Consider the following 19,266-nt stretch of genomic DNA (forward strand, 5'->3'; position numbering starts at 1 on the left):
ATGGCGTCCCGCCCCCTCAAAAAATACAACTACCCGAATTTATTGAACCTATGCAGAAATCAATGAATCTAAAATATGACTTCGAGGCCATTGAGTCCAAATGGCGCGCACACTGGCAGAACAACTCCACCTACAAGGTCAGCGAGGATCCCGGCCGGCCCAAATATTACCTGCTCGAGATGTTCCCCTACCCTTCCGGCCGGATCCATATGGGACACGTGCGCAACTACACCATCGGCGACGTGGTGGCCCGCTACAAGAGGATGAAGGGCTTCAATGTCCTGCATCCCATGGGCTGGGATGCCTTCGGCCTGCCGGCGGAAAACGCCGCTATCAAGCACGACACCCACCCGGCCAAGTGGACTTACGAAAACATCGAATACATGAAAAAACAGCTGCAGCGCATGGGCTTCAGCTACGACTGGCAGCGCGAGCTCGCCACCTGCAATGCCAAATACTATCGCTGGGAACAGCTCCTCTTCATCAAGATGTTCGCCAAGGGCCTGGTGTACCAGAAAGTGACCACGGTCAACTGGTGCGAGACCTGCCAGACGGTGCTGGCCAACGAACAGGTCATCGACGGCACCTGCTGGCGCTGCGACAATGCTGTTTACCCCAGGGAGATGAACGGCTGGTTCTTTAAGATCACCGATTATGCCGAGGAGCTGCTTGCCGGCTGTGACCGCCTCACCGGCTGGCCGGAAAAGGTTCTCACCATGCAGCGCAACTGGATCGGCAAGAGTATTGGCGCCGAGGTGGAGTTTGCGGTGGAAGGCAGCGGAGAAACCCTGAAAATTTTCACCACCCGCCCGGATACCATCTTCGGCGCCACCTTCATGTCCATGGCTCCCGAGCATCCCCTCGCCCTGGAGCTGAGCAAGGGCACTGAACAGGAGGGCAAGGTCAGAGAGTTCATCGAACGGATCAAAATCGAAAAACAGCGCTTAAAGCCCGGAGACGAACTCGAAAAGGAAGGGATATTCACCGGCGGCTACTGCCTCAACCCCTTTACCGGCGACAGACTGCCCATCTATGTGGCGAACTTCGTTCTCATGGAGTATGGAACCGGCGCCGTCATGGCCGTGCCTGCCCATGACCAGCGTGACTTTGAATTTGCCAGGAAATACGGCATCGCCATCAAGGTTGTGGTCCAGCCCGCCGAAGAGGCCTCGCTCAACCCGGAGACCATGGCAATGGCCTCGGAAGGCGCGGGGATTCTTGTCGCATCCGGCGAGTTCAGCGGCCTGCCCTCGGAAGAGGCGAAAAAAGCGATCACCGCCGCGGCCGAGCAGAAAGGTTTCGGCTGCCAACGCACCACCTATCGCCTGCGGGACTGGGGCATCTCCCGGCAGCGATACTGGGGCGCGCCCATCCCCATGATCTACTGCCAGAAATGCGGAGTACAGCCGGTGCCGGAAGAGGAACTGCCCGTCAGTCTGCCCGTCGATGTGCAGTTTGACAAATCAGGCAAATCGCCCCTGCACGGCCTGGAGAGTTTTTACAAGACCTCCTGCCCCAGGTGCGGCGGTGCGGCAAGACGGGAAACCGACACCATGGATACCTTTGTCGAGTCATCCTGGTACTTTGCCCGCTACGCAAGCCCGCGGCACACGGATGGGCCGCTGGACAGAAACAGCGTCGACTACTGGCTGCCGGTGGATCAGTATATCGGCGGCGTGGAGCATGCGATCCTCCACCTGCTCTACTCCCGCTTCTTCACCAAGGTAATGCGGGATCTCGGCTATCTCAGCATTGACGAGCCCTTTACCAACCTGCTCACCCAGGGCATGGTGATCAAGGACGGCACCAAGATGTCCAAGTCCAAGGGCAACGTGGTGGACCCAAACGAGCTGGTGGCCAGATACGGCGCGGACACCGTCCGTCTCTTCAGCCTCTTTGCCGCCCCGCCTGAACGTGATCTTGAGTGGAGCGACCAGGGCGTCGAGGGCGCCTATCGTTTCCTGAACCGGGTTTACCGCTTTGTGTGCGACAACCTGGGCGCCTTTGCCCAGCCTCCCGCTCCTGTCGTCCCAGCCACCCTCAACGAAAGCAGCAGACTCCTGCATCGGAAGACCCATCAGACCATCCGCAAGTTCGGTCTTGACATTGAGAACAAGTTTCACTTCAACACCGCGATCAGCGCGGTGATGGAGCTGACCAACAGCCTTTACAGCCTGACCGGCGAAGAGGCCGGGGAGGCCTGTGACCCGGCGGTGATCCGCGAGGCGATCGAGGCCATCCTGATGCTGCTCTCCCCCATGGTTCCACATTTTTGCGCGGAACTCTGGGAGGGCACCGGACACACGATAGCCCTTGATCAAGTGCTCTGGCCGGAGTACGATCAGGAAGCGGTCAAGGAGGAAACCATTACCGTGGTGGTCCAGGTCAAGGGCAAGGTTCGCAGCCAGTTGCAGGTTGCGCCGGACCTGAGCGACGGGGAGCTTGAAAAAATGGCGCTCGACGACGAAAAGGTCCGGAAATTCCTCGAAGGCAAGCCCGTCCGCAAGGTAATCGTGGTCAAGAACAAGCTTATTAACATAGTGAACTGACGTCCAATCCGCTCCGACTGCCACCAACAAACAGAGCGCACGGCCGTTGCATGGTCTGGATAATGAACGTTTGCACCTTGAGAAAAATCTGCCTTCTGCTGGTACTTTTTTTCCTTTCCGGTTGCGGATACCACAATCCCAACATCTTGACGGATGAAGAAGCCGGCCCCCCCATCAAGCTCTACGTTCCGCTCTGGACCAACCCCACCAGCGAAACGCGCCTTGCCACCGACATTCACAATGCCCTGCAGGACTGGCTTATCCAGTCAAAACGCCTTATCCTGGTCGGGAATGCGGCCTCGGCAGACTATATCCTCAAGGGCAGGATTGTTTCGGTGCGTTATCCGGGAAGATCATATAACGTCAAAGATACCGCCCTGGCGCTGAAAGCCATCCTGACTGTTGAATATTCCGTGCGAGATGTGAAAACGGACAAGCCCGTCTGGGAGGCGAAGGGCTATTCCCTTGAAGAAACCTACACGGTTGGAAGCAGCACAGCCCAGACCGATGCGAACAAGAAAACCGCCCTGGAACTCATCGTCAACGACCTTGCCGAAAACATCTATATCCGCATCTACCGGGCCATTTCCCGGCACCGGAAGGGAACCGGAGCAGACAACAGATAAACAGCCCGTTGAAAAACGGGCTGAGCGGCGCAGGATGTGTCGCCGGATTTCGCCGGCTCTGTACGAACCAGTGAACTCGGGAGGCTGGCCGAAACGTCTTTTGCAACGGACTGATAGATGGGAAGCCCACTCTTCCCACTCTCCCGGAATCCCTTTCAAAAAATTCCGCCCGCCGCCTTGATTTTCCACCAGGTCACGATCGCCTTATCCAACCGGAAAAACGTCTTTATCTCCTAAAAGATGACGCGCGCGTTCACCGCCAAATATGAATGGCAATCTGCGCACAGGAAAGGTATATAGTGTAATTCCTTAACCCATATTTTTTTGCAAGCACGACCGAATCAAGCTCCGGAGGTACACATGCCATCTCGCAGAGAACTTGCCAATGCCATCCGCGCCCTCAGCATGGATGCCATACAAAAAGCAAAATCAGGCCACCCCGGCGCCCCCATGGGCATGGCGGACATTGCCGAAGTTCTGTGGAATGATTTTCTGCATCACAACCCGGCCAACCCGAAATGGCCCAACCGCGACCGTTTTGTCCTTTCGAACGGCCACGGTTCCATGTTGCTCTACTCCCTGCTGCACTTAAGCGGCTATGATCTGCCCATTTCAGAGATCAAAAATTTCCGTCAGCTCCATGCCAAGACTCCTGGCCACCCTGAGTACGGCTACGCCCCCGGCGTTGAAACCACCACCGGTCCCTTGGGCCAGGGCATTGCCAATGCCGTGGGCATGGCCATCGCGGAAAAGACACTGGCCGGCCAGTTCAATCGCTCCGGGCACACTATCATCGATCACCACACCTATGTTTTCCTGGGTGACGGCTGCATGATGGAAGGCATCTCCCATGAGGCGTGCTCTCTGGCAGGAACCTTGAAACTCGGCAAGCTGATCGCCCTTTATGACGACAACGGCATTTCCATTGATGGCGAGGTGGGAGGCTGGTTTACCGACAACACCCCCATGCGTTTTGCCGCCTATGGCTGGCATGTGCTTGAAAACGTGGACGGCCATGACCCGGAGGCGGTGAAAAAGGCCATTGCCGAAGCTAAAAGCGTCATTGACAAGCCTTCTCTCATCTGCTGCAAAACCATCATCGGCTGGGGCTCCCCCAACAAACAGGGCAAGGAGATCTGCCACGGCGCTCCCCTGGGGGATGCGGAAATCGCCTTGGTCCGCGAGACCATCGGCTGGCCCCATCCCGCCTTTGAGGTGCCGGCAGGGATCTATGCCGGCTGGGACGCCAGGGCCAAGGGCAGCAAGCTGGAGGCTGCCTGGAACGAGCAATTCGCTGCGTACCGGAAGGCCTTTCCCGAACTTGCCGCTGAACTCTCACGCCGCTTGAGCGGCGGGCTCCCTGCCGACTGGCCCCAAAAGGCCGCTGCCTTTATCGAAGGGATCAATGCCAAGGCGGAAAAGGTTGCAACCAGAAAGGCTTCCCAGATCTGTCTGAACGGCTATGGTCCACTGCTGCCCGAGCTGCTTGGCGGCTCCGCCGACCTGGCAGGCAGCAACCTGACCATCTGGTCCGGCAGCAAGGGCATTCAGGAAGATGCCGGCGGCAACTACGTCTATTACGGGGTGCGCGAATTCGGTATGGCCGCCATTGCCAACGGCATCGCCCTGCACGGCGGCTTTATCCCCTACACCGCCACCTTCCTGATTTTTTCCGAATATGCGCGCAACGCCCTGCGCATGGCGGCCCTCATGAAGCAGCAATCCGTTTACGTCTTTACCCATGATTCCATCGGTCTTGGCGAGGACGGTCCCACCCATCAGCCCATTGAACAGGCAGCCACCCTGCGGCTGATCCCCAACATGAGCGTCTGGCGCCCCTGCGACGGACTTGAAACAGCGGTAGCCTGGAAAGTCGCCGCGGAGCGGAAATCAGGGCCCACCAGTCTTTTGCTCTCCAGGCAGAACCTGCCCCACCAGCAGCGGACCCCGGAACAGATCACCAACATCGCCAAAGGCGGCTATACCCTGCTTGATTGCGGTTGCGCGAATCCCGACGCCATCATCATTGCCACCGGCTCCGAGGTCGAACTGGCCGTGGCCGCAGCCAAGACGTTGATGGACAAGGGCAAGAAGATCCGGGTCGTCTCCATGCCGAGCACTGATTTCTTTGACAGCCAGGATGCGGCCTATCGACAATCCGTCCTTCCCGACTCCGTCCAGGCTCGGGTTGTGGTGGAGGCAGGCGTCACCGGCGGTTGGTACCGTTACGCCGGTTGCAAGGGGAAGGTGATCGGCATTGACCGCTTCGGTGAATCCGCGCCGGCCGAGGAACTCTTCAAATATTTCGGCCTCACCGTGGAAAACGTGGTTAAAGCCGTGGAAGAAACTCTGTAAGACTTCAGCGAGGGGACAGAGTCATACGATCTGTCCCCTCTTCCCATTTTACCCCGCCCATGTTCTCCATAGCCAGCCTCGTCCTCGACAACCCTTTCATTCTGGCCCCCCTTGCCGGCTACACCGACCTAGCCTACCGCCTCCTTTGCCGGGAATATGGCGCTTCCCTCTGTTATTCGGAGATGATCAGCTGCCACGGGTTGATCCATGGCCAGAAGAATACCCTGGAGATGCTCGCCACCGTGCCCGAGGAGCGGCCCGTGGCCATGCAGCTCTTCGGAGGAGAAGCGGACCTGATGGGGGAAGCCGCCGCCATTCTCTCCGAGCAGCCCATCGACCTCATCGATATCAACATGGGCTGTCCGGTAAAAAAGGTGATCAAGAAGGGGGCGGGGTGCGCCCTGATGAAGGAGCCCCACACCGCTGCCCGGGTCATCAGGGCGGTGGTCGCGAAGGCGAAGGTGCCGGTTACGGTGAAATTCCGTTCCGGCTGGAACCATCAGAACATCATTGCCTGCGACTTTGCCAGGATGGCCCAGGACAACGGCGCTGCCGCGGTCATCGTCCATGCCCGCACCTGGAGCGACGGCTTTGGCGGTTCTGCCGACTGGAACATGATCAGAAAGGTCAAGGAAGCTGTCTCCATTCCGGTGATCGGCAACGGTGATGTCAAGTCGCACGCCGACGGGCTGCGCATGCTTTCTGAAACCGGCTGCGATGGGGTGATGATCGGCCGGGCCGCCCTGGGCACCCCCTGGATCTTTTCCGCTCAAGCCACAGCCTCTCCTCCGCTGGCCTACCGCCTCAACGCCCTCTGCCGCCATCTCGACCTGATTCACCGTTTTTTTTCGGCAGGGAAGATTCTCCCCAAAGTAAAAAACCAGGCAGGCAGATATTTCAAAGGGCTTTCGCACGGAAGCGCCCTCAAAAAAGAAATTTACCAGGCAAAGACTTTCCAGGAACTCATTGAGATCATTGAAAAAAATATTGCCAACAGAAACGATTGAGCCAACGGCACAAAACCTCTTCCCGCTCCTTTTCTCACTGGGCAGCAACCACGGCTTTTTTTCCCTCGCAAATCAGCAGGAAAATATCCAGAAGAATTCACCCGTTCCCCCTCTTAAAAAGTTGACTTCCCTCCTTGTACCAAATATTGTTAGGTAGATTAAAATTTGTTCAGAAGATAATGTTTCAATCAGGAGCTGCATGAAACCGACAAAACGACTCAGCGCCAGCCTGGAAGATTATCTTGAGACCATCTACCATATCATCTCGGAAAAGCAGGTGGCCCGCGCCAAGGAGATCGCCAGCAAGCTCAAGGTAAGCCGCTCTTCGGTGACCGAGGCCTTCAGGGCCTTGGCCCAGAAAGGATTTATCAACTACGCACCCTACGAGGTTATCACCCTCACCCCGGCCGGCAAGGAGGTGGCGGAGGACGTTATCCGACGCCACCGGGCCTTGAAGGAATTCTTCATCAAGGTGCTTGCCGTGAATGAAAAGGTGGCTGAAGACGGCGCCTGCCGCATCGAACACTCAGCGCCAAGGGAGATCATCGACCGCCTGACCCAGTTTGTCCATTTCATGGAAAAGTGCCCCCGCGGCGGGAACGATCTGATCAAGAGCTTCAGCAGGTATTGCCAGACAGGAAAAACAGACGACAAATGCAAGGAATGCATCTCACTTTGTCTTGAAAAGTAGATTCACTCCGTTGTAATTTAGAGAATATAATATTATCGGTTGGTTACTCAGGAGAAAGACACATGGATGGCTTGTTTGCGGAAGGCTGGTATGAACATCCCAGCCTCGGTCTCATCAAGGTATATACCAAAGGCGCGGAATGGGTTTATCAGTGCTATACCAAAAACGGTCAAAAGGCGCTCTCGAAAGAGCGCCCCTTGGACAGTTGGACCTGGGCCTTGAGCGAACCCAGCGCCAAGGATCTGCTGGCCTTCTGATTCCCCCGTCTCAGGAGAGACGGGCCAGGGCCTCGCGCAAACGCTTCATCCCTTCCTTAATGGTGTTCAGGTCGGTGGCAAAGGAAAAACGGATAAAGGCATCCGCCCCAAAGGCCGCGCCGGGCACTGTGGCCAACAGCGCCTCATCGAGCAGATAATCCGCCAGATCAACCGAATTGGCCACGGTTTTCCCTTTAAAATTTCTGCCAAAATAGGCGGAAACATTCGGAAACACGTAGAAAGCCCCCTTTGGCCGCACACAGGTCACATCCGGGATGCTGCACAAGGCATCCATGATGAAATCAAGCCTGGGCACAAAAGCATCCCGCATCATGGTCGGAAAGTCCTGAGGGCCGCTCACCGCGGCCAAAGCCGCTTTCTGGGCGATGGAGCTGGGATTGGAGGTGCTTTGGCTCTGAATCTTGTTCATGGCGGCGATGATATGCTTGGGACCGGCTGTATAGCCTATGCGCCAGCCTGTCATGGCAAAGGATTTGGACACCCCGTTGAGTACCAGGGTCTGCGCCGCAAGCCTCGGCTCAACGTCAAGGATGTGGCTGAGTTTGCCGTCCCCGTAAACAATGGTGTCATAAATATCGTCCGAGATAATCAGCCATTTCCGCTCGATGGCCAGCTTGGCCACCGCGGCCAGCGCCTTCTCGGAAAATACCGCGCCGGTGGGATTGGAGGGGCTGTTCAAGATAAGCGCCTTGGTCTTGGAAGTGGCATACCTCTCGAGAAGCTCTTCGGTCAGATCAAAGTCGTTTTCCTCTGCAAGCGGAACCTCCACCGGACTCGCGCCGGCCAGAGTCACAATGGGCGGATAGGAAACCCAATACGGGGTGGGGATCAGTACCTCGTCTCCCGGACCGAACAGGGCCTGGGCCATGTTGTAAAGCCCGTGCTTGCCGCCACAGCAGACCTGAATCTGGTCCGGCTCATAGCGCCAGCCCTTGTCCTCGGCGATCCGCCGGACAATCGCCTCGCGCAGTTCGGGGATACCAGGCACCGCGGTATAGCGGGTAAACCCTTCATCGATGGCCCGTTTTCCCGCCTCGCAGACATGGGCCGGCGTATCAAAATCGGGTTCGCCGACGCTGAAATTCAGAATATCCGCCCCGGCCGCCTTCAAGGCCTTGGCCTTGGCGTTGACGGCAAGAGTTGGCGATGGTTTGATCTGTTTCACACGGGCAGCAAGGCTAATAATTTCCGCTTCCATTTCATATCCCTACAGCAGCTTTGATTGAAAAAAACGCCCTTTTGGGCATCAGCACACCAACAACGCTTCAGTCGTACAGCACTTTCTTCAGGTTCAGGCCGCAGGCCGGGGCGGTCGCGCCAGCCATTGACCTGTCGCGGGCCGCCATGATATCGGCAAGTGCCTCGGCAGCAATGGAGCCACGACCAATGTCAAAAAGAGTCCCGATAATATTGCGCACCATGTGCCTCAGAAAACCATCCCCGGCAATTGTCAGCCGGCAGACAGCCGCCTCGCCTTCCGGTCCCTGCAAACGGACAGTATCGATGGTCCGGACCGCCCCCCTGCCGCCGCAGTTGGAGCTGTCCCGGGAACCGGTGGCCTCAAAGCTGCTGAAATCGTGGGTGCCAACCAGCACGGGAAGGCAGCGCGCAATAGCGGCAAGATCAAGAGGCCGCGGCACATGGGCGGCATAGAGGCGCAGGAGAGGCGGCATGATTTCCACCATGGCAAAGGTATACTCGTACACCTTTCCCCTGGCGTTATAGCGTGCCTGAAAATCATTGGCAACATTTTCCGCCGACAACACCCTGATATCCCGAGGCAGCGTATTATTCAACACCTTTACCAGCCCTGACAACGGGATATTGATCCTGGCGCTGAAATTCGCCACCATCCCGTCGGCATGCACCCCGGCATCGGTTCGCCCAGCCCCGTGCAGGGTGATGGTTTCCCTGCTGACCCGTGCGATCGCCTCCTCCAGGACACCCTGAATGGTCGGGTGCCCCTTCTGTCTTTGCCAGCCGGCATAACAGGTGCCATCAAAGGCCAGGACAAGTTTTATATTACGCACGGTGCATTACGGGAAAAAGGGAACGACCTTGAGACCGGTATTTTCAGGAAAGCCGCACATGATGTTCATGTTCTGCACAGCCTGCCCGGAGGCGCCCTTCACCACATTGTCGATGGCGGAAAGAACAATTACCCGGCCGGTGCGGGGATCATACTTAAAGCCGATATCACAGTAGTTGCTGCCCCGAACATACTGGGTGGCGGGATACTGATTTGCCGAACAAACGCGGACGAACTCCTCATTTCCATAGAAGTCCCGATACAGTTCAACAAGGCGCGGCAATGCCTCGTTGGCCTTGGCATAGATGCTGCTCAAAATCCCCCGGGACATCGGAACCAGATGGGGGGTGAAGGAAACCGTGACCGGCCTGCCGGACAACACGCTCAACTCCTGCTCGATCTCCGGGGTATGGCGATGCTCTCCGACTTTATAGGCCTTAAAGCCATCGGCCACTTCGCAGTACAGGGTCCCGACCTGGGCGGAACGCCCCGCCCCGGAAACACCGGACTTGGAATCTATCACTATTGTTTCCGGATCAACGACCCCTGCCCGCAACAGAGGGGCAAGACCAAGAATGATGCTGGTGGGATAGCAACCGGGATTGGCGACCAGATCGGTGGCGGCAATCTTCTCCCGATACAGCTCAGGAAGACCGTACACCGCCTTGGCAAGCAATTCCTTTGCGCTATGGGCCTGATACCACTGTTCATATACTGCGGCATCACGGATGCGAAAATCCGCGCTCAGATCAACAACCTTTTTGCCGGCGGCCAAGATCTGCGGGACAATATCCATGGCGGTCTGATGGGGCACGGCGGTGAAAAAAAGATCGGCCCGCTCGACCAGTTTATCTCCCTGCACATCCTCGCAGAGGATATCAGCGCGCCCCCGCAGGCTCGGGAAAACGTGGGAAAGGGGTTTCCCCGCATACTGGCGGGAGGTCGCCACCGTGAGTTCGATTTCGGGATGATTGCACAAGATCCGGGCAAGCTCAGCACCTGTGTAGCCCGACGCACCAACGATTCCTACTCGCACCATCTGCCTCACCAATCAAAAAAAACATTCCGTGTATATGCCGACAAAAAAACAGGGGAAGAGCGATAACGCCTTCCCCTGCAGAGGTAAACAAAGATATGCAAGAATGCAACTGTAAAACTGTTAACGCTTGGAGAACTGGAACCTCGCCCTGGCCGCCTTCTGGCCATATTTCTTTCTCTCCTTCGCGCGCTGGTCGCGGGTCAGGAAACCAGCCCGTTTCAGGGTGACGCGGTATTCAGGGTCAACGATGAGCAGGGCGCGGGCTATTCCGTGCCGCAAAGCCTCGGTCTGGGCGATCTTGCCGCCGCCGCTCAAGGTAGCCATGACATCGTACTTCGCCGCGGTCTCGGTCAAAGCCAAGGGTTTGGCAACCTTTTGACGGTAATCAAAGCCACCACCGAAATAATCTTCAACGCTCATCTTATTGACTTGGATATTGCCGGATCCGGGAGTGAGCCATACCCTGGCAACAGCGGTCTTTCTTTTTCCAGTCGCGTAAAAACGATTTTCAGCCATTTCCTACTCCAATAGCCTGCTCATTGAACAGGTGATTATAATTCCAAAGCCTGAGGCTGCTGGGCTGCATGCGGATGCTCCGCGCTCGCGTACACCTTCAACTTCTTCAACTGGGCGCGCCCCAGAGTATTTTTAGGCAACATGCCACGCACTGCCTTGATCAGGATATCCTCAGGCTTCTTCGCCAGCATTTCCTTTGCGGTCTGTTCTTTCAAGCCGCCCATATACCCGGTGTGGCTGTAATAGACCTTGTCATCCCACTTCCGGCCGGTCATCCGGACCTTGTCGGCATTGACAACGATCACGAAATCACCGACATCAAGAAAGGTGGAGTAATTGGCTTTGTGCTTCCCGCGCAGGCGGATCGCAATCTCTGATGCCAAACGGCCAAGCACCTTGTCCTGAGCGTCCACCACATACCACTTGCGCTCAATCTCTTTGACCGGGGTCAAATGCGTTTTCATTTCACTTTCCTCTCGAATACTAAAACCGGATCCATAATTATAAGTTAAAATGGCCCGTTTTGCCACAAAAAAAGCAAAACGGGCTTCCGGTATCTCAATGAAAGGCCCGAATGGCTTCGAACCTCGTTATCGCAAATAAAAATGGAGCGGGAAACGAGATTCGAACTCGCGACTTCAACCTTGGCAAGGTTGCACTCTACCACTGAGTTATTCCCGCTCTCAGACTGCTCTCTTCAAAACGCCCGATATATAACAATGCCCGACTTGGTTGTCAACAAAAAACCTGGAGTTCGCAATATTTTTGTCATGTCCCGGGACAAATTGCGACCCGGTGAGCAATTTAACGATAATATATCGTTATTACAATATTTTTTTTCAAAAAAATAGGGATTCTTATTGCCTCGCGGCATGGCATCTTGGTAAGATAGCCATAATTATCGATCTACTCAAAATTGCCGTACATGTTCCTTACCTCATTTATTACAACGCAGGAGTAATCCATGGCCGCACGACGCGTACGCCAAGGCGAAATCAAACGCCAGACCAAGGAGACCGACATCGGCCTCTCCTTAACCATTGACGGTTCGGGACGGGCCGAGATCAAATCCGGAGTCCCTTTTCTTGACCACATGCTGACCCTTTTTACCGTGCACGGTTTTTTTGACCTTGCGGTGCAGGCCTCCGGGGATACCGAAGTGGATGCCCATCACACCGTGGAAGACCTCGGCATCTGTCTGGGCCAGGCCCTGAAAAAGGCTTTGCAGGACTTCGCCGGGATCAAACGCTATGGCTTTTGTTCGCTCCCCATGGACGAGACCCTGGTCCGCGTGAGCCTGGACTGCTCGAACAGACCATACCTTCATTACGGAGTCGCCCTCCTTGACCAGAAAGTCGGCGAGTTCGACACCCAGCTTGCCAAGGAATTCCTCCGCGCCTTTGCCCTGCATGGAGGATTGACCCTGCATATAGAAATGGCCCACGGCGAAAACACCCATCATATCCTGGAGGCAATCTTCAAAGCCCTGGGCAGGGCACTGGATGAGGCGACAACGCCGGAAGCCCGCGCCCAGGGACCGCTTTCTTCCAAAGGCACCTTATAATTCCATAACTCCGGGAGAACCGCTGTGACATCTTGCAAATCCTTTTTCGTCGGCGTCATCAATATAAGCCTGCTCCTCGCTCTTTTCGGTTGCGCCCAGAAAACAGCGCAGCAAACCCAGGAAGATGAGCTGTTCCCCATCAAGACCATCGTTCTCCTTCCGGTTGAAATCGCCCCTGACGGGAACACCAGCCCCTCGGAAAAAGAACGGGCGCAACTCGAGGCGGGCCAGATTGCCATGAATGCCATCCTGGCTGAATATTTCGCCGGTAACGACCAGATCAACATCCTCACCGAAGGACAACGCGACGCTCTCGACAAAGGCTTTACCCGCTGCCGCACCACCGCGGCGGTAAACATCTGCCGTATTTACAAAGCCGACGCGGTTCTGCTCTGCACCCTGCACCGGTATGTGGAAAGGGAGGGAACGGAATACTCCATCATCAGTCCGGCCACGGTGGCCTTTGACTACAAGCTTGTCCTGGCCGAAAGCGGGCAAACCCTCTGCGCCGGCACCTTCACCGAAACCCAGAAACCGTTGCTGGACGACATGTTTCAGTTCTTCAAGAAGGCAAAACGCGGCTTCAAGTGGTTGACCGCCGAGGCGCTGGCCCGGGACGGCGTTCAGCAGAAACTTGCCAACTGCCTTTATCTCCAGAAATAGTCTTCCCGGTGCTGCCCATCCCAAAGCAGATCAACCACCTGGTCGGCAGGGCCATGCATCTCTACAGGATGCTCGCCGACGGCGACCGGGTGATGATTGCCGTTTCCGGCGGGATCGACAGCCTCGTGCTTTCCTGGCTTCTGCGGCAATGGCGCCTCAAGGCGCCCATCAGCTTCGAGCTTCTGGCCGTCCACCTCGACATGGGTTTCGGCGGCAACGAGCTGGAACTTGTCAGAGAGCAGCTCAGCCGTCTCGACCTCCCCATGCTTCTGGAACGGACCGAATTCGGCCGCAATGCCCTTGCCGCCGAAAAAAATGGCAAGAGCGGCTGCTACCATTGCGCACGGCAACGCCGCAACCGCCTCTTTGCCCTGGCGAAAGAGCATCGCTGCAACAAGATCGCCTTTGGCCACCACCAGGAAGACATCATTGAGACCTTTTTCCTCAACCTTTTCTACGGAGGAAGCTTAAGCGCCATGTCCCCCAACCAGAAACTTTTCAACGGCAAACTCGCCATCATCAGGCCGCTTGCCCTGGTTGGCAAGGACCGCATCTGCGCCCTGGGTCTCGATCTGGGCGTCACCCCGGTGGCCAATCCCTGCCCCATGGCAAAGGAGTCGCACCGGGAAAAAATCCGCCTCTGGCTGCAGGAACTCTACACGAACGAACCTTCGCTCAAGGCAACGATTTTCGCAAGCCTCGCAAACGTAAAGCCCGATTACCTCCTCACTCCGCAGCCATGAGTCGAGGCAGAGGCTGATGCAAACCCATACCGCCTGCCTGCCCTGCCTCAGGAAACAAGCGGAATATACCCTGCGCCTTGCCTGCCCCGAACCCACACGGCGATCTGCAATACGCGCCGCAGTGGAAGAGTATCTCGCCGGCATTGACCCCGCCCTCTCGCCGCCGGAAAATGCCACCGGCATGTACCAGCTCATCGCCCGCGAGGCCCGATGCCCTGACCCATATGCCGCCCTCAAAAAAAAGAGCAACGATCTTGCCCTCGCCCTGCGCGCCAGAGTCCGGAAGGAAATCAGAGCCAGCGCCGACCCGCTCCTCGCGGCCATCAGGTTTGCCGTAGCCGGCAACATCATTGATTATGGAGCGCACCATGACTTTGACATCAAGCAGACCATGGACCGTTGCCTGCACCATGATTTTGCCATAAACGACTATACATGCTTCCGTGAAGAGCTAGGCAAGGCCGAAAAAATCGTCTTTCTTGCGGACAACTGCGGGGAAATCGTCTTTGACGATCTGCTCATCGGCGAAATCGGCGGCAATATGCTTCTCGCCGTCAAGGACAGCCCCATCATCAACGACGCAACGCTTGCCGATGTGGCTGCCTGCAATATCGGCCAACAATACCGGGTGATCGGCAACGGCACCGCCTGCCCCGGAACGCCCCTTGATCGTTGCAGCCGCGAATTCCTGAGCCGTTTCCAGGACGCCGACCTGATCATCAGCAAGGGCCAGGGCAACTTTGAAACCCTCTCGGCGAGAGCCGCGCCACTCTACTTTCTGCTCACGGTGAAATGCGGCGTCGTCGCCGGGCACCTGCAGGAGCTGAACGGTATCAGAGTGAAGATCGGGGATATGATCCTGTGCAAACAAAAAAAGGGGAGCCTGTAATACCGGCCCCCCTGCAAACATTACCCTTCTGACTCAAGATCCCATCCGGCTCCCTATCGGTTGAGCAGACGGGCCATCTCCTTGGCAAAATAGGTGATGATGATGTCCGCGCCGGCCCGTCTTATGGCCAGCAGGCTCTCGCACATGACCTTTTCCCCGTCGATCCAGCCATTGGCGGCCGCCGCCTTGATCATGGCATACTCACCGCTCACATGGTAGGCGGCGATGGGCAGATCGAACTCTTCCCGCAGCCTGCTGATGATATCCAGATAGGCCATGGCCGGCTTGACCATGAGGATGTCCGCGCCTTCATCCACATCCAGGGTCGCCTCGCGCAGGGCTTCCCGGACGTTGGCCGGGTCCATTTGGTACGCCTTGCGGTCGCCATGCTGGGGCGCGCATTCCGCCGCGTCCCGGAACGGTCCGTAAAAGGCGGAGGCATACTTGACCGCATAAGACATGATCGGCACCATGTGAAAGTTGTTCTCGTCCAGGATGCCGCGAATTTCGGCGACCCGGCCGTCCATCATGTCCGAGGGGGCGACCATGTCGGCCCCGGCCTGGGCATGGGACAGGGCGGTCCTGGCCAAAACCTCAAGGGTGGCGTCGTTATCCACTTCATCCTCGATGATAATGCCGCAATGGCCATGACTGGTATATTCACAGAGACAGACATCCGTGGAAACCATGAGCTCCGGAGCCTTGTTCTTCAGCTCCTTGATGGCCCGCTGAATGATGCCGTCCTTGGCATGGGCGCCCGACCCCCTGGAATCCTTTTTGTCCGGCAGACCGAAGAGGATGACATTGTTCACCCCGAGGGACATGCACTCCTTTGCCTCTTTGGCCAGCTGATCGACCGTGATCCTGAACACCCCGGGCATGGAGGAGACTTCCTCCCGTTTCCCCTTGCCGGGCATCACGAACAGCGGGTAGACAAGATGCGCCGGGGAAATGCTTGTTTCCCGCACCAGGGCGCGGAATATCTCGTTGCGTCTGAGCCGTCTCGCTCTGTACTCCGGAAAAATCATAACCTCTCCTTTTCGTGGCGGCAAAAAATCCCGGGCCAAGCCCCTGAAGCCTTTCCTGCCTGCTGATGATTGTCTTTGAAGGTCGCGGACTTGAGCAGCCACGCAACGTGGCTACTCGACCCGGAAGGTCTCCCCAACCAGTTTATTGATGAATTTTTCAGGCGAATCGACCCCCTCACGGGGAATCACCACCCGGTCCACGCCTTTTTTCTGACTCATGAGCCGCAGGCCATATTCCATGGTTTGCAGAATCCCGACACAGGCTGCGTTGATGGCCTCAAGGGTTCTGGGCTCCCGGCGCAACAGGCCGTCGATGGCCTCTTCGGCAAAGGTGACCCGGATGCCGCATTTCTTGGAAATCTCATCCTCGCAGTCGTGGATCGCCTTGACCAGCCGGATGAATCTGTCGCTCACCTCACGCGGGTCCGTATCCAGCTCCTGGCTTTCCTGGGCCATGAGGCGAAGGCGCTCGGGTGTGGTGAGCACCTGATGCTCCTCAAGATAATCCCCCATCCGCCGGTGAATAAAATCCATCAAGTGCTGGTACTCGCTTTGCAGCAACTCCTCGTAGCGGCGGCGGTGTTTGGCCTGCACCCCGGGATCAGCGAGCAGTTGCGCAAGCGCTTCCCGCGGCTCCCGCACCATCTCGGCATCCACCACCAGATGCCGGATGGCGGTGGAGGGCAGCTTTTTTTCAAAATGGAGAAGCACCCTTTCCATGACGCTCACCAAGCCGCGGGCCCCGGTTTTCTCGTTCATGGCGCGCCTGGCGATCTCCCGGAGGGCCGCGCCCTCAAACTGAATCTCGATGCCGTAGGCGCGAAAATCCTGCTTTTTGGCGACAATCACCGAGCTGTTCGGGTTGGTCAGGATCTCATGGAAATCATCCTCGCTCAATTCATCAAGGACGGCGATCACGGGCAGGCGGCCGACGAACTCGCTCTCAAAGCCGAACTGGATAAGATCCTCCGCCTTGACCTGCTTCAAAAACCGCCACGATTCCTTCTGGGAAGAAACCGCGCTCTCAAAGCCGATGGACTGCCGCTGCACCCGCTTTCTGATAATCTCCTCCAGACCGACGAAGGCGCCGCTCATGATGAAGAGAATGTTCCTGGTGTTGACGGTGCGCTTTTCCCTCTTGCCGGTGGCGCGGTACTGTTCGATGGCCTCGATCTGGGAGATGGGGTCGTGGGGCACCTTGAGCTCAACCTCGGTTTCCTCCATGGGTTTCAGCAGAGCCCGCTGCACGCCGGTCCGGGAAACATCGGCGCCGATCCGGTATTCGCTGGCGGCGATCTTATCGATCTCGTCCACATAGATGATGCCGTACTGGGCGCGCTCAAGATCCCCGTCCGCCTGGCGGACCAGATCGCGGACCAGATCCTCGACATCGCCTCCCACATAGCCGGTTTCGCTGAACTTGGTGGCATCCCCCTTGATGAAAGGCACGCCGAGGCGCTGGGCGATGAGCTTGATCAGGAAGGTTTTTCCCACGCCGGTCGGACCCATGAGGAGGACGTTGTTCTTGATCTGACCGATATTGCGCTTGGCCCGCCCGGGATTCTCCAGAGCGAAGCTGATCCTGTTGAAATGGGTGCAGATCTTGGTGGCGAGGATGGCCTTGGCCTCGTCCTGTTTCACCACATACTCGTCCAGATAGGCGATGAGTTCCTCCGGCGTGGTGTCAAAATGAAATTGCTTTCCGTCGGCGGACTTGACCTTGTCGCCGTCCTCCCCCTCTTGGGGCTGGGACATGGGCAGAAGTCCGCTGGAGACAATCTTCACCCGCTTCCCGTATTTCTTGGTAAGATATTCGCCGATTTCCCTTTCCAGCTCTTTCTGGTCCGGCAGGTTGTTGTCAAATTCGCTCATGGCATCCTCGATCGCAGCAAGACTTCCCCTCACTCCTCATCAAGGGCGAGGGTTTTCATCTTCTTATGCAGATGACTCCGTTCCAGGCCGATTTGTTCCGCGGTTTGGGAAATGTTGCCGTCATTCTCCCCAAGGCGCTGCTTGAGATACTCCCGCTCAAAGATCTTTTTCGCCTCCTTGTAACTCAAGGCATGATACAGGGCGGCAAGACCCGCGCTGGCCGGAATCTCGCCACCGGCGGCGGTCCCTCTCCCCAGCAGGGAGACGACCAGGGCCTCATCCACGATCTCGGCGGGCGACATGATCATGACCCGTTCGACAAAGTTGCGCAATTCCCGCACATTTCCCGGCCAGCGGTGCTGCATCAGCACCTGGAGAGCGCCGGCGGTAAACTTTTTTTTCCCCAGCCCCTTCCGGGCATTATCGACGACAAAGTCGGAAACCAGCAAGGGAATATCCTCCAGCCGGTCGCGCAGAGCCGGAACGTGGATGGGCACCACATTGAGGCGGTAGAAGAGATCGGCGCGAAAATTGCCGTTTTCTATTTCCTGCTCCAGATCCTTGTTGGTGGCGGCAAGAACCCGCACGTCCACGTGGATGGTCTTTGCTCCGCCCACCCGCTCGAATTTCTGCTCCTGAAGGATGCGCAACACCTTGGCCTGGGTCTTGAGGCTCATGTCGCCGATCTCGTCCAAAAAAAGTACGCCGCCGTCGGCCAGGTCGAACTTCCCGCGCCGGCCGGCAGTGGCGCCGGTGAACGCCCCCTTCTCATGCCCGAACAGTTCGGACTCGATCAGCTCTTCGGGAATGGCGGCGCAATTGAGCTCGATCATGGGCTTGTGCGCGCTCCTGGACAGACGATGAATGGTCTGGGCCACCAGCTCCTTGCCGGTGCCATGCTCGCCGCGAATCAGTACCCAGGCGTCGGTGGGCGCGACCCGTTCGACCAGCTGCCGCAATTGCGCCATGGCCGGGGAATTGCCGGTAAGCTGCTTTTTCCCGGCGCTCTGCTGACGGAAGATAAGATTCTCTTTCTTGAGCTGGGAAAGATGGAGGGCGTTGTTGATGGAGAGAATGATCTTGTCGTAGGAGGGCGGCTTTTCAATGAAATCGTAGGCTCCCAGCCGGGTGGCCTGCACCGCGGTTTCAATGGTGCCGTGGCCGGAGATCATGATCACGGCCAGGTCCGGGTAGGACTCCCTGATCTGCCTGAGCACCTCCATGCCGTCAAGACCTGGCATCCAGATGTCGAGCAGGACCAGATCGAAGCGGTCCTCTTCCAGAATAGCCAGCCCCCTTGTGCCGTCTTCGGCGCAAACCGGTTGAAACCCCTCATCGGAGAGGATGCCGGAGAGGGAATCGCGGATGCTTGCCTCGTCATCGATTATGAGAATTTTTGCTGCCATCATCTTTCAAG

The 19,266-nt window shown here is 57.1% G+C and carries 18 protein-coding genes and 1 tRNA gene; 10 read left to right on the top strand and 9 right to left on the bottom strand.

Translation table 11 applies throughout. The features are described 5' to 3' along the window. The first annotated feature begins 62 nt into the window (after window positions 1-62). The 6 genes from leuS (at window position 63) to ACUUL3_RS07350 (ending at window position 7,485) form a co-directional block, all read left to right on the top strand. Complete coding sequence (leuS, locus tag ACUUL3_RS07325) at window positions 63-2,549, top strand: leucine--tRNA ligase (RefSeq protein ID WP_448555965.1); 2,487 nt, start codon at window positions 63-65, stop codon at window positions 2,547-2,549. Window positions 2,550-2,626: 77 nt separating this feature from the next. After that, the gene (gene lptE, locus ACUUL3_RS07330; RefSeq protein ID WP_448555967.1) at window positions 2,627-3,175 is read left to right on the top strand and encodes an LPS assembly lipoprotein LptE; all 549 of its coding nucleotides are present in this window, start codon (window positions 2,627-2,629) and stop codon (window positions 3,173-3,175) included. A gap of 360 nt (window positions 3,176-3,535) precedes the next feature. Continuing rightward, entirely contained in the window at window positions 3,536-5,530 is a 1,995-nt protein-coding gene (gene tkt / locus ACUUL3_RS07335) for a transketolase (protein ID WP_448555969.1), read from the top strand. Between the two features lie 59 nt (window positions 5,531-5,589). Next, window positions 5,590-6,537 carry a tRNA dihydrouridine synthase DusB gene (gene dusB, locus ACUUL3_RS07340; RefSeq protein ID WP_448555971.1) on the top strand — a complete coding sequence of 316 codons (948 nt, stop codon included), beginning with the start codon at window positions 5,590-5,592 and terminating at the stop codon, window positions 6,535-6,537. A 199-nt stretch (window positions 6,538-6,736) separates the two neighbouring features. Continuing rightward, the gene (locus ACUUL3_RS07345; protein WP_448555973.1) at window positions 6,737-7,228 is read left to right on the top strand and encodes a metal-dependent transcriptional regulator; all 492 of its coding nucleotides are present in this window, start codon (window positions 6,737-6,739) and stop codon (window positions 7,226-7,228) included. 62 nt (window positions 7,229-7,290) lie between these two features. Beyond that, the gene (locus ACUUL3_RS07350) at window positions 7,291-7,485 is read left to right on the top strand and encodes a hypothetical protein (RefSeq protein ID WP_448555975.1); all 195 of its coding nucleotides are present in this window, start codon (window positions 7,291-7,293) and stop codon (window positions 7,483-7,485) included. 10 nt (window positions 7,486-7,495) lie between these two features. Here the strand turns inward: ACUUL3_RS07350 and ACUUL3_RS07355 are convergent, their stop codons facing one another. The 6 genes from ACUUL3_RS07355 to ACUUL3_RS07380 all read right to left on the bottom strand — a co-directional run bounded on the left by ACUUL3_RS07355 (window position 7,496) and on the right by ACUUL3_RS07380 (window position 11,771). After that, window positions 7,496-8,704, bottom strand: coding sequence for a pyridoxal phosphate-dependent aminotransferase (locus ACUUL3_RS07355; protein WP_448555977.1), 1,209 nt, complete (start codon window positions 8,702-8,704; stop codon window positions 7,496-7,498). Between the two features lie 67 nt (window positions 8,705-8,771). Continuing rightward, window positions 8,772-9,536: a tRNA pseudouridine(38-40) synthase TruA gene (gene truA, locus ACUUL3_RS07360; protein WP_448555979.1), complete on the bottom strand. Its 765-nt coding sequence runs from the start codon at window positions 9,534-9,536 to the stop codon at window positions 8,772-8,774. Window positions 9,537-9,542: 6 nt separating this feature from the next. Then, a complete protein-coding gene (argC, locus tag ACUUL3_RS07365; RefSeq protein WP_448555981.1) occupies window positions 9,543-10,574 on the bottom strand; it encodes an N-acetyl-gamma-glutamyl-phosphate reductase in 1,032 nt (343 codons plus the stop codon). A gap of 120 nt (window positions 10,575-10,694) precedes the next feature. Further along, window positions 10,695-11,090 carry a 30S ribosomal protein S9 gene (gene rpsI, locus ACUUL3_RS07370; RefSeq protein ID WP_448555983.1) on the bottom strand — a complete coding sequence of 132 codons (396 nt, stop codon included), beginning with the start codon at window positions 11,088-11,090 and terminating at the stop codon, window positions 10,695-10,697. A gap of 35 nt (window positions 11,091-11,125) precedes the next feature. Next, the gene (gene rplM / locus ACUUL3_RS07375; RefSeq protein WP_448555985.1) at window positions 11,126-11,554 is read right to left on the bottom strand and encodes a 50S ribosomal protein L13; all 429 of its coding nucleotides are present in this window, start codon (window positions 11,552-11,554) and stop codon (window positions 11,126-11,128) included. Between the two features lie 142 nt (window positions 11,555-11,696). Then, window positions 11,697-11,771: transfer RNA gene (locus tag ACUUL3_RS07380), tRNA-Gly, on the bottom strand. Between the two features lie 283 nt (window positions 11,772-12,054). Here ACUUL3_RS07380 and hisB point away from each other — a divergent pair. From hisB to ACUUL3_RS07400, 4 genes are read left to right on the top strand one after another with little or no spacing between them, the layout of a single operon-like run. Beyond that, window positions 12,055-12,654 carry an imidazoleglycerol-phosphate dehydratase HisB gene (gene hisB, locus ACUUL3_RS07385; RefSeq protein ID WP_448555987.1) on the top strand — a complete coding sequence of 200 codons (600 nt, stop codon included), beginning with the start codon at window positions 12,055-12,057 and terminating at the stop codon, window positions 12,652-12,654. A gap of 24 nt (window positions 12,655-12,678) precedes the next feature. After that, a complete protein-coding gene (locus ACUUL3_RS07390; protein WP_448555989.1) occupies window positions 12,679-13,317 on the top strand; it encodes a hypothetical protein in 639 nt (212 codons plus the stop codon). 8 nt (window positions 13,318-13,325) lie between these two features. Then, the gene (locus ACUUL3_RS07395; RefSeq protein WP_448555991.1) at window positions 13,326-14,060 is read left to right on the top strand and encodes a tRNA lysidine(34) synthetase; all 735 of its coding nucleotides are present in this window, start codon (window positions 13,326-13,328) and stop codon (window positions 14,058-14,060) included. A 16-nt stretch (window positions 14,061-14,076) separates the two neighbouring features. After that, the gene (locus tag ACUUL3_RS07400; RefSeq protein ID WP_448555992.1) at window positions 14,077-14,949 is read left to right on the top strand and encodes a damage-control phosphatase ARMT1 family protein; all 873 of its coding nucleotides are present in this window, start codon (window positions 14,077-14,079) and stop codon (window positions 14,947-14,949) included. A gap of 53 nt (window positions 14,950-15,002) precedes the next feature. On the opposite strand, the gene hemB is transcribed toward ACUUL3_RS07400, so the two are convergent. The 3 genes from hemB to ACUUL3_RS07415 form a co-directional block, all read right to left on the bottom strand. After that, window positions 15,003-15,977: a porphobilinogen synthase gene (gene hemB, locus ACUUL3_RS07405; protein ID WP_448555994.1), complete on the bottom strand. Its 975-nt coding sequence runs from the start codon at window positions 15,975-15,977 to the stop codon at window positions 15,003-15,005. Window positions 15,978-16,088: 111 nt separating this feature from the next. After that, on the bottom strand, window positions 16,089-17,849 hold the full coding sequence (locus tag ACUUL3_RS07410; RefSeq protein WP_448555996.1) for an AAA family ATPase: 1,761 nt from the start codon (window positions 17,847-17,849) through the stop codon (window positions 16,089-16,091). Between the two features lie 29 nt (window positions 17,850-17,878). Next, complete coding sequence (locus ACUUL3_RS07415; protein WP_448556450.1) at window positions 17,879-19,255, bottom strand: sigma-54-dependent transcriptional regulator; 1,377 nt, start codon at window positions 19,253-19,255, stop codon at window positions 17,879-17,881. Window positions 19,256-19,266 lie beyond the last annotated feature (11 nt).

The sequence above is a fragment of the Thiovibrio sp. JS02 genome (genome assembly GCF_053485635.1).

Excerpts from the sequence above, each read along its gene's own strand:
- leuS (WP_448555965.1), top strand. The coding sequence starts at position 63 with ATGAATCTAAAATATGACTTCGAGGCCATTGAGTCCAAATGGCGCGCA.
- tkt (WP_448555969.1), top strand. The coding sequence starts at position 3,536 with ATGCCATCTCGCAGAGAACTTGCCAATGCCATCCGCGCCCTCAGCATG.
- dusB (WP_448555971.1), top strand. The coding sequence starts at position 5,590 with ATGTTCTCCATAGCCAGCCTCGTCCTCGACAACCCTTTCATTCTGGCC.
- ACUUL3_RS07345 (WP_448555973.1), top strand. The coding sequence starts at position 6,737 with ATGAAACCGACAAAACGACTCAGCGCCAGCCTGGAAGATTATCTTGAG.
- ACUUL3_RS07350 (WP_448555975.1), top strand. The coding sequence starts at position 7,291 with ATGGATGGCTTGTTTGCGGAAGGCTGGTATGAACATCCCAGCCTCGGT.
- ACUUL3_RS07355 (WP_448555977.1), bottom strand. The coding sequence starts at position 8,704 with ATGGAAGCGGAAATTATTAGCCTTGCTGCCCGTGTGAAACAGATCAAA.
- argC (WP_448555981.1), bottom strand. The coding sequence starts at position 10,574 with ATGGTGCGAGTAGGAATCGTTGGTGCGTCGGGCTACACAGGTGCTGAG.
- rpsI (WP_448555983.1), bottom strand. The coding sequence starts at position 11,090 with ATGGCTGAAAATCGTTTTTACGCGACTGGAAAAAGAAAGACCGCTGTT.
- rplM (WP_448555985.1), bottom strand. The coding sequence starts at position 11,554 with ATGAAAACGCATTTGACCCCGGTCAAAGAGATTGAGCGCAAGTGGTAT.
- hisB (WP_448555987.1), top strand. The coding sequence starts at position 12,055 with ATGGCCGCACGACGCGTACGCCAAGGCGAAATCAAACGCCAGACCAAG.
- ACUUL3_RS07400 (WP_448555992.1), top strand. The coding sequence starts at position 14,077 with ATGCAAACCCATACCGCCTGCCTGCCCTGCCTCAGGAAACAAGCGGAA.
- hemB (WP_448555994.1), bottom strand. The coding sequence starts at position 15,977 with ATGATTTTTCCGGAGTACAGAGCGAGACGGCTCAGACGCAACGAGATA.
- ACUUL3_RS07410 (WP_448555996.1), bottom strand. The coding sequence starts at position 17,849 with ATGAGCGAATTTGACAACAACCTGCCGGACCAGAAAGAGCTGGAAAGG.
- ACUUL3_RS07415 (WP_448556450.1), bottom strand. The coding sequence starts at position 19,255 with ATGGCAGCAAAAATTCTCATAATCGATGACGAGGCAAGCATCCGCGAT.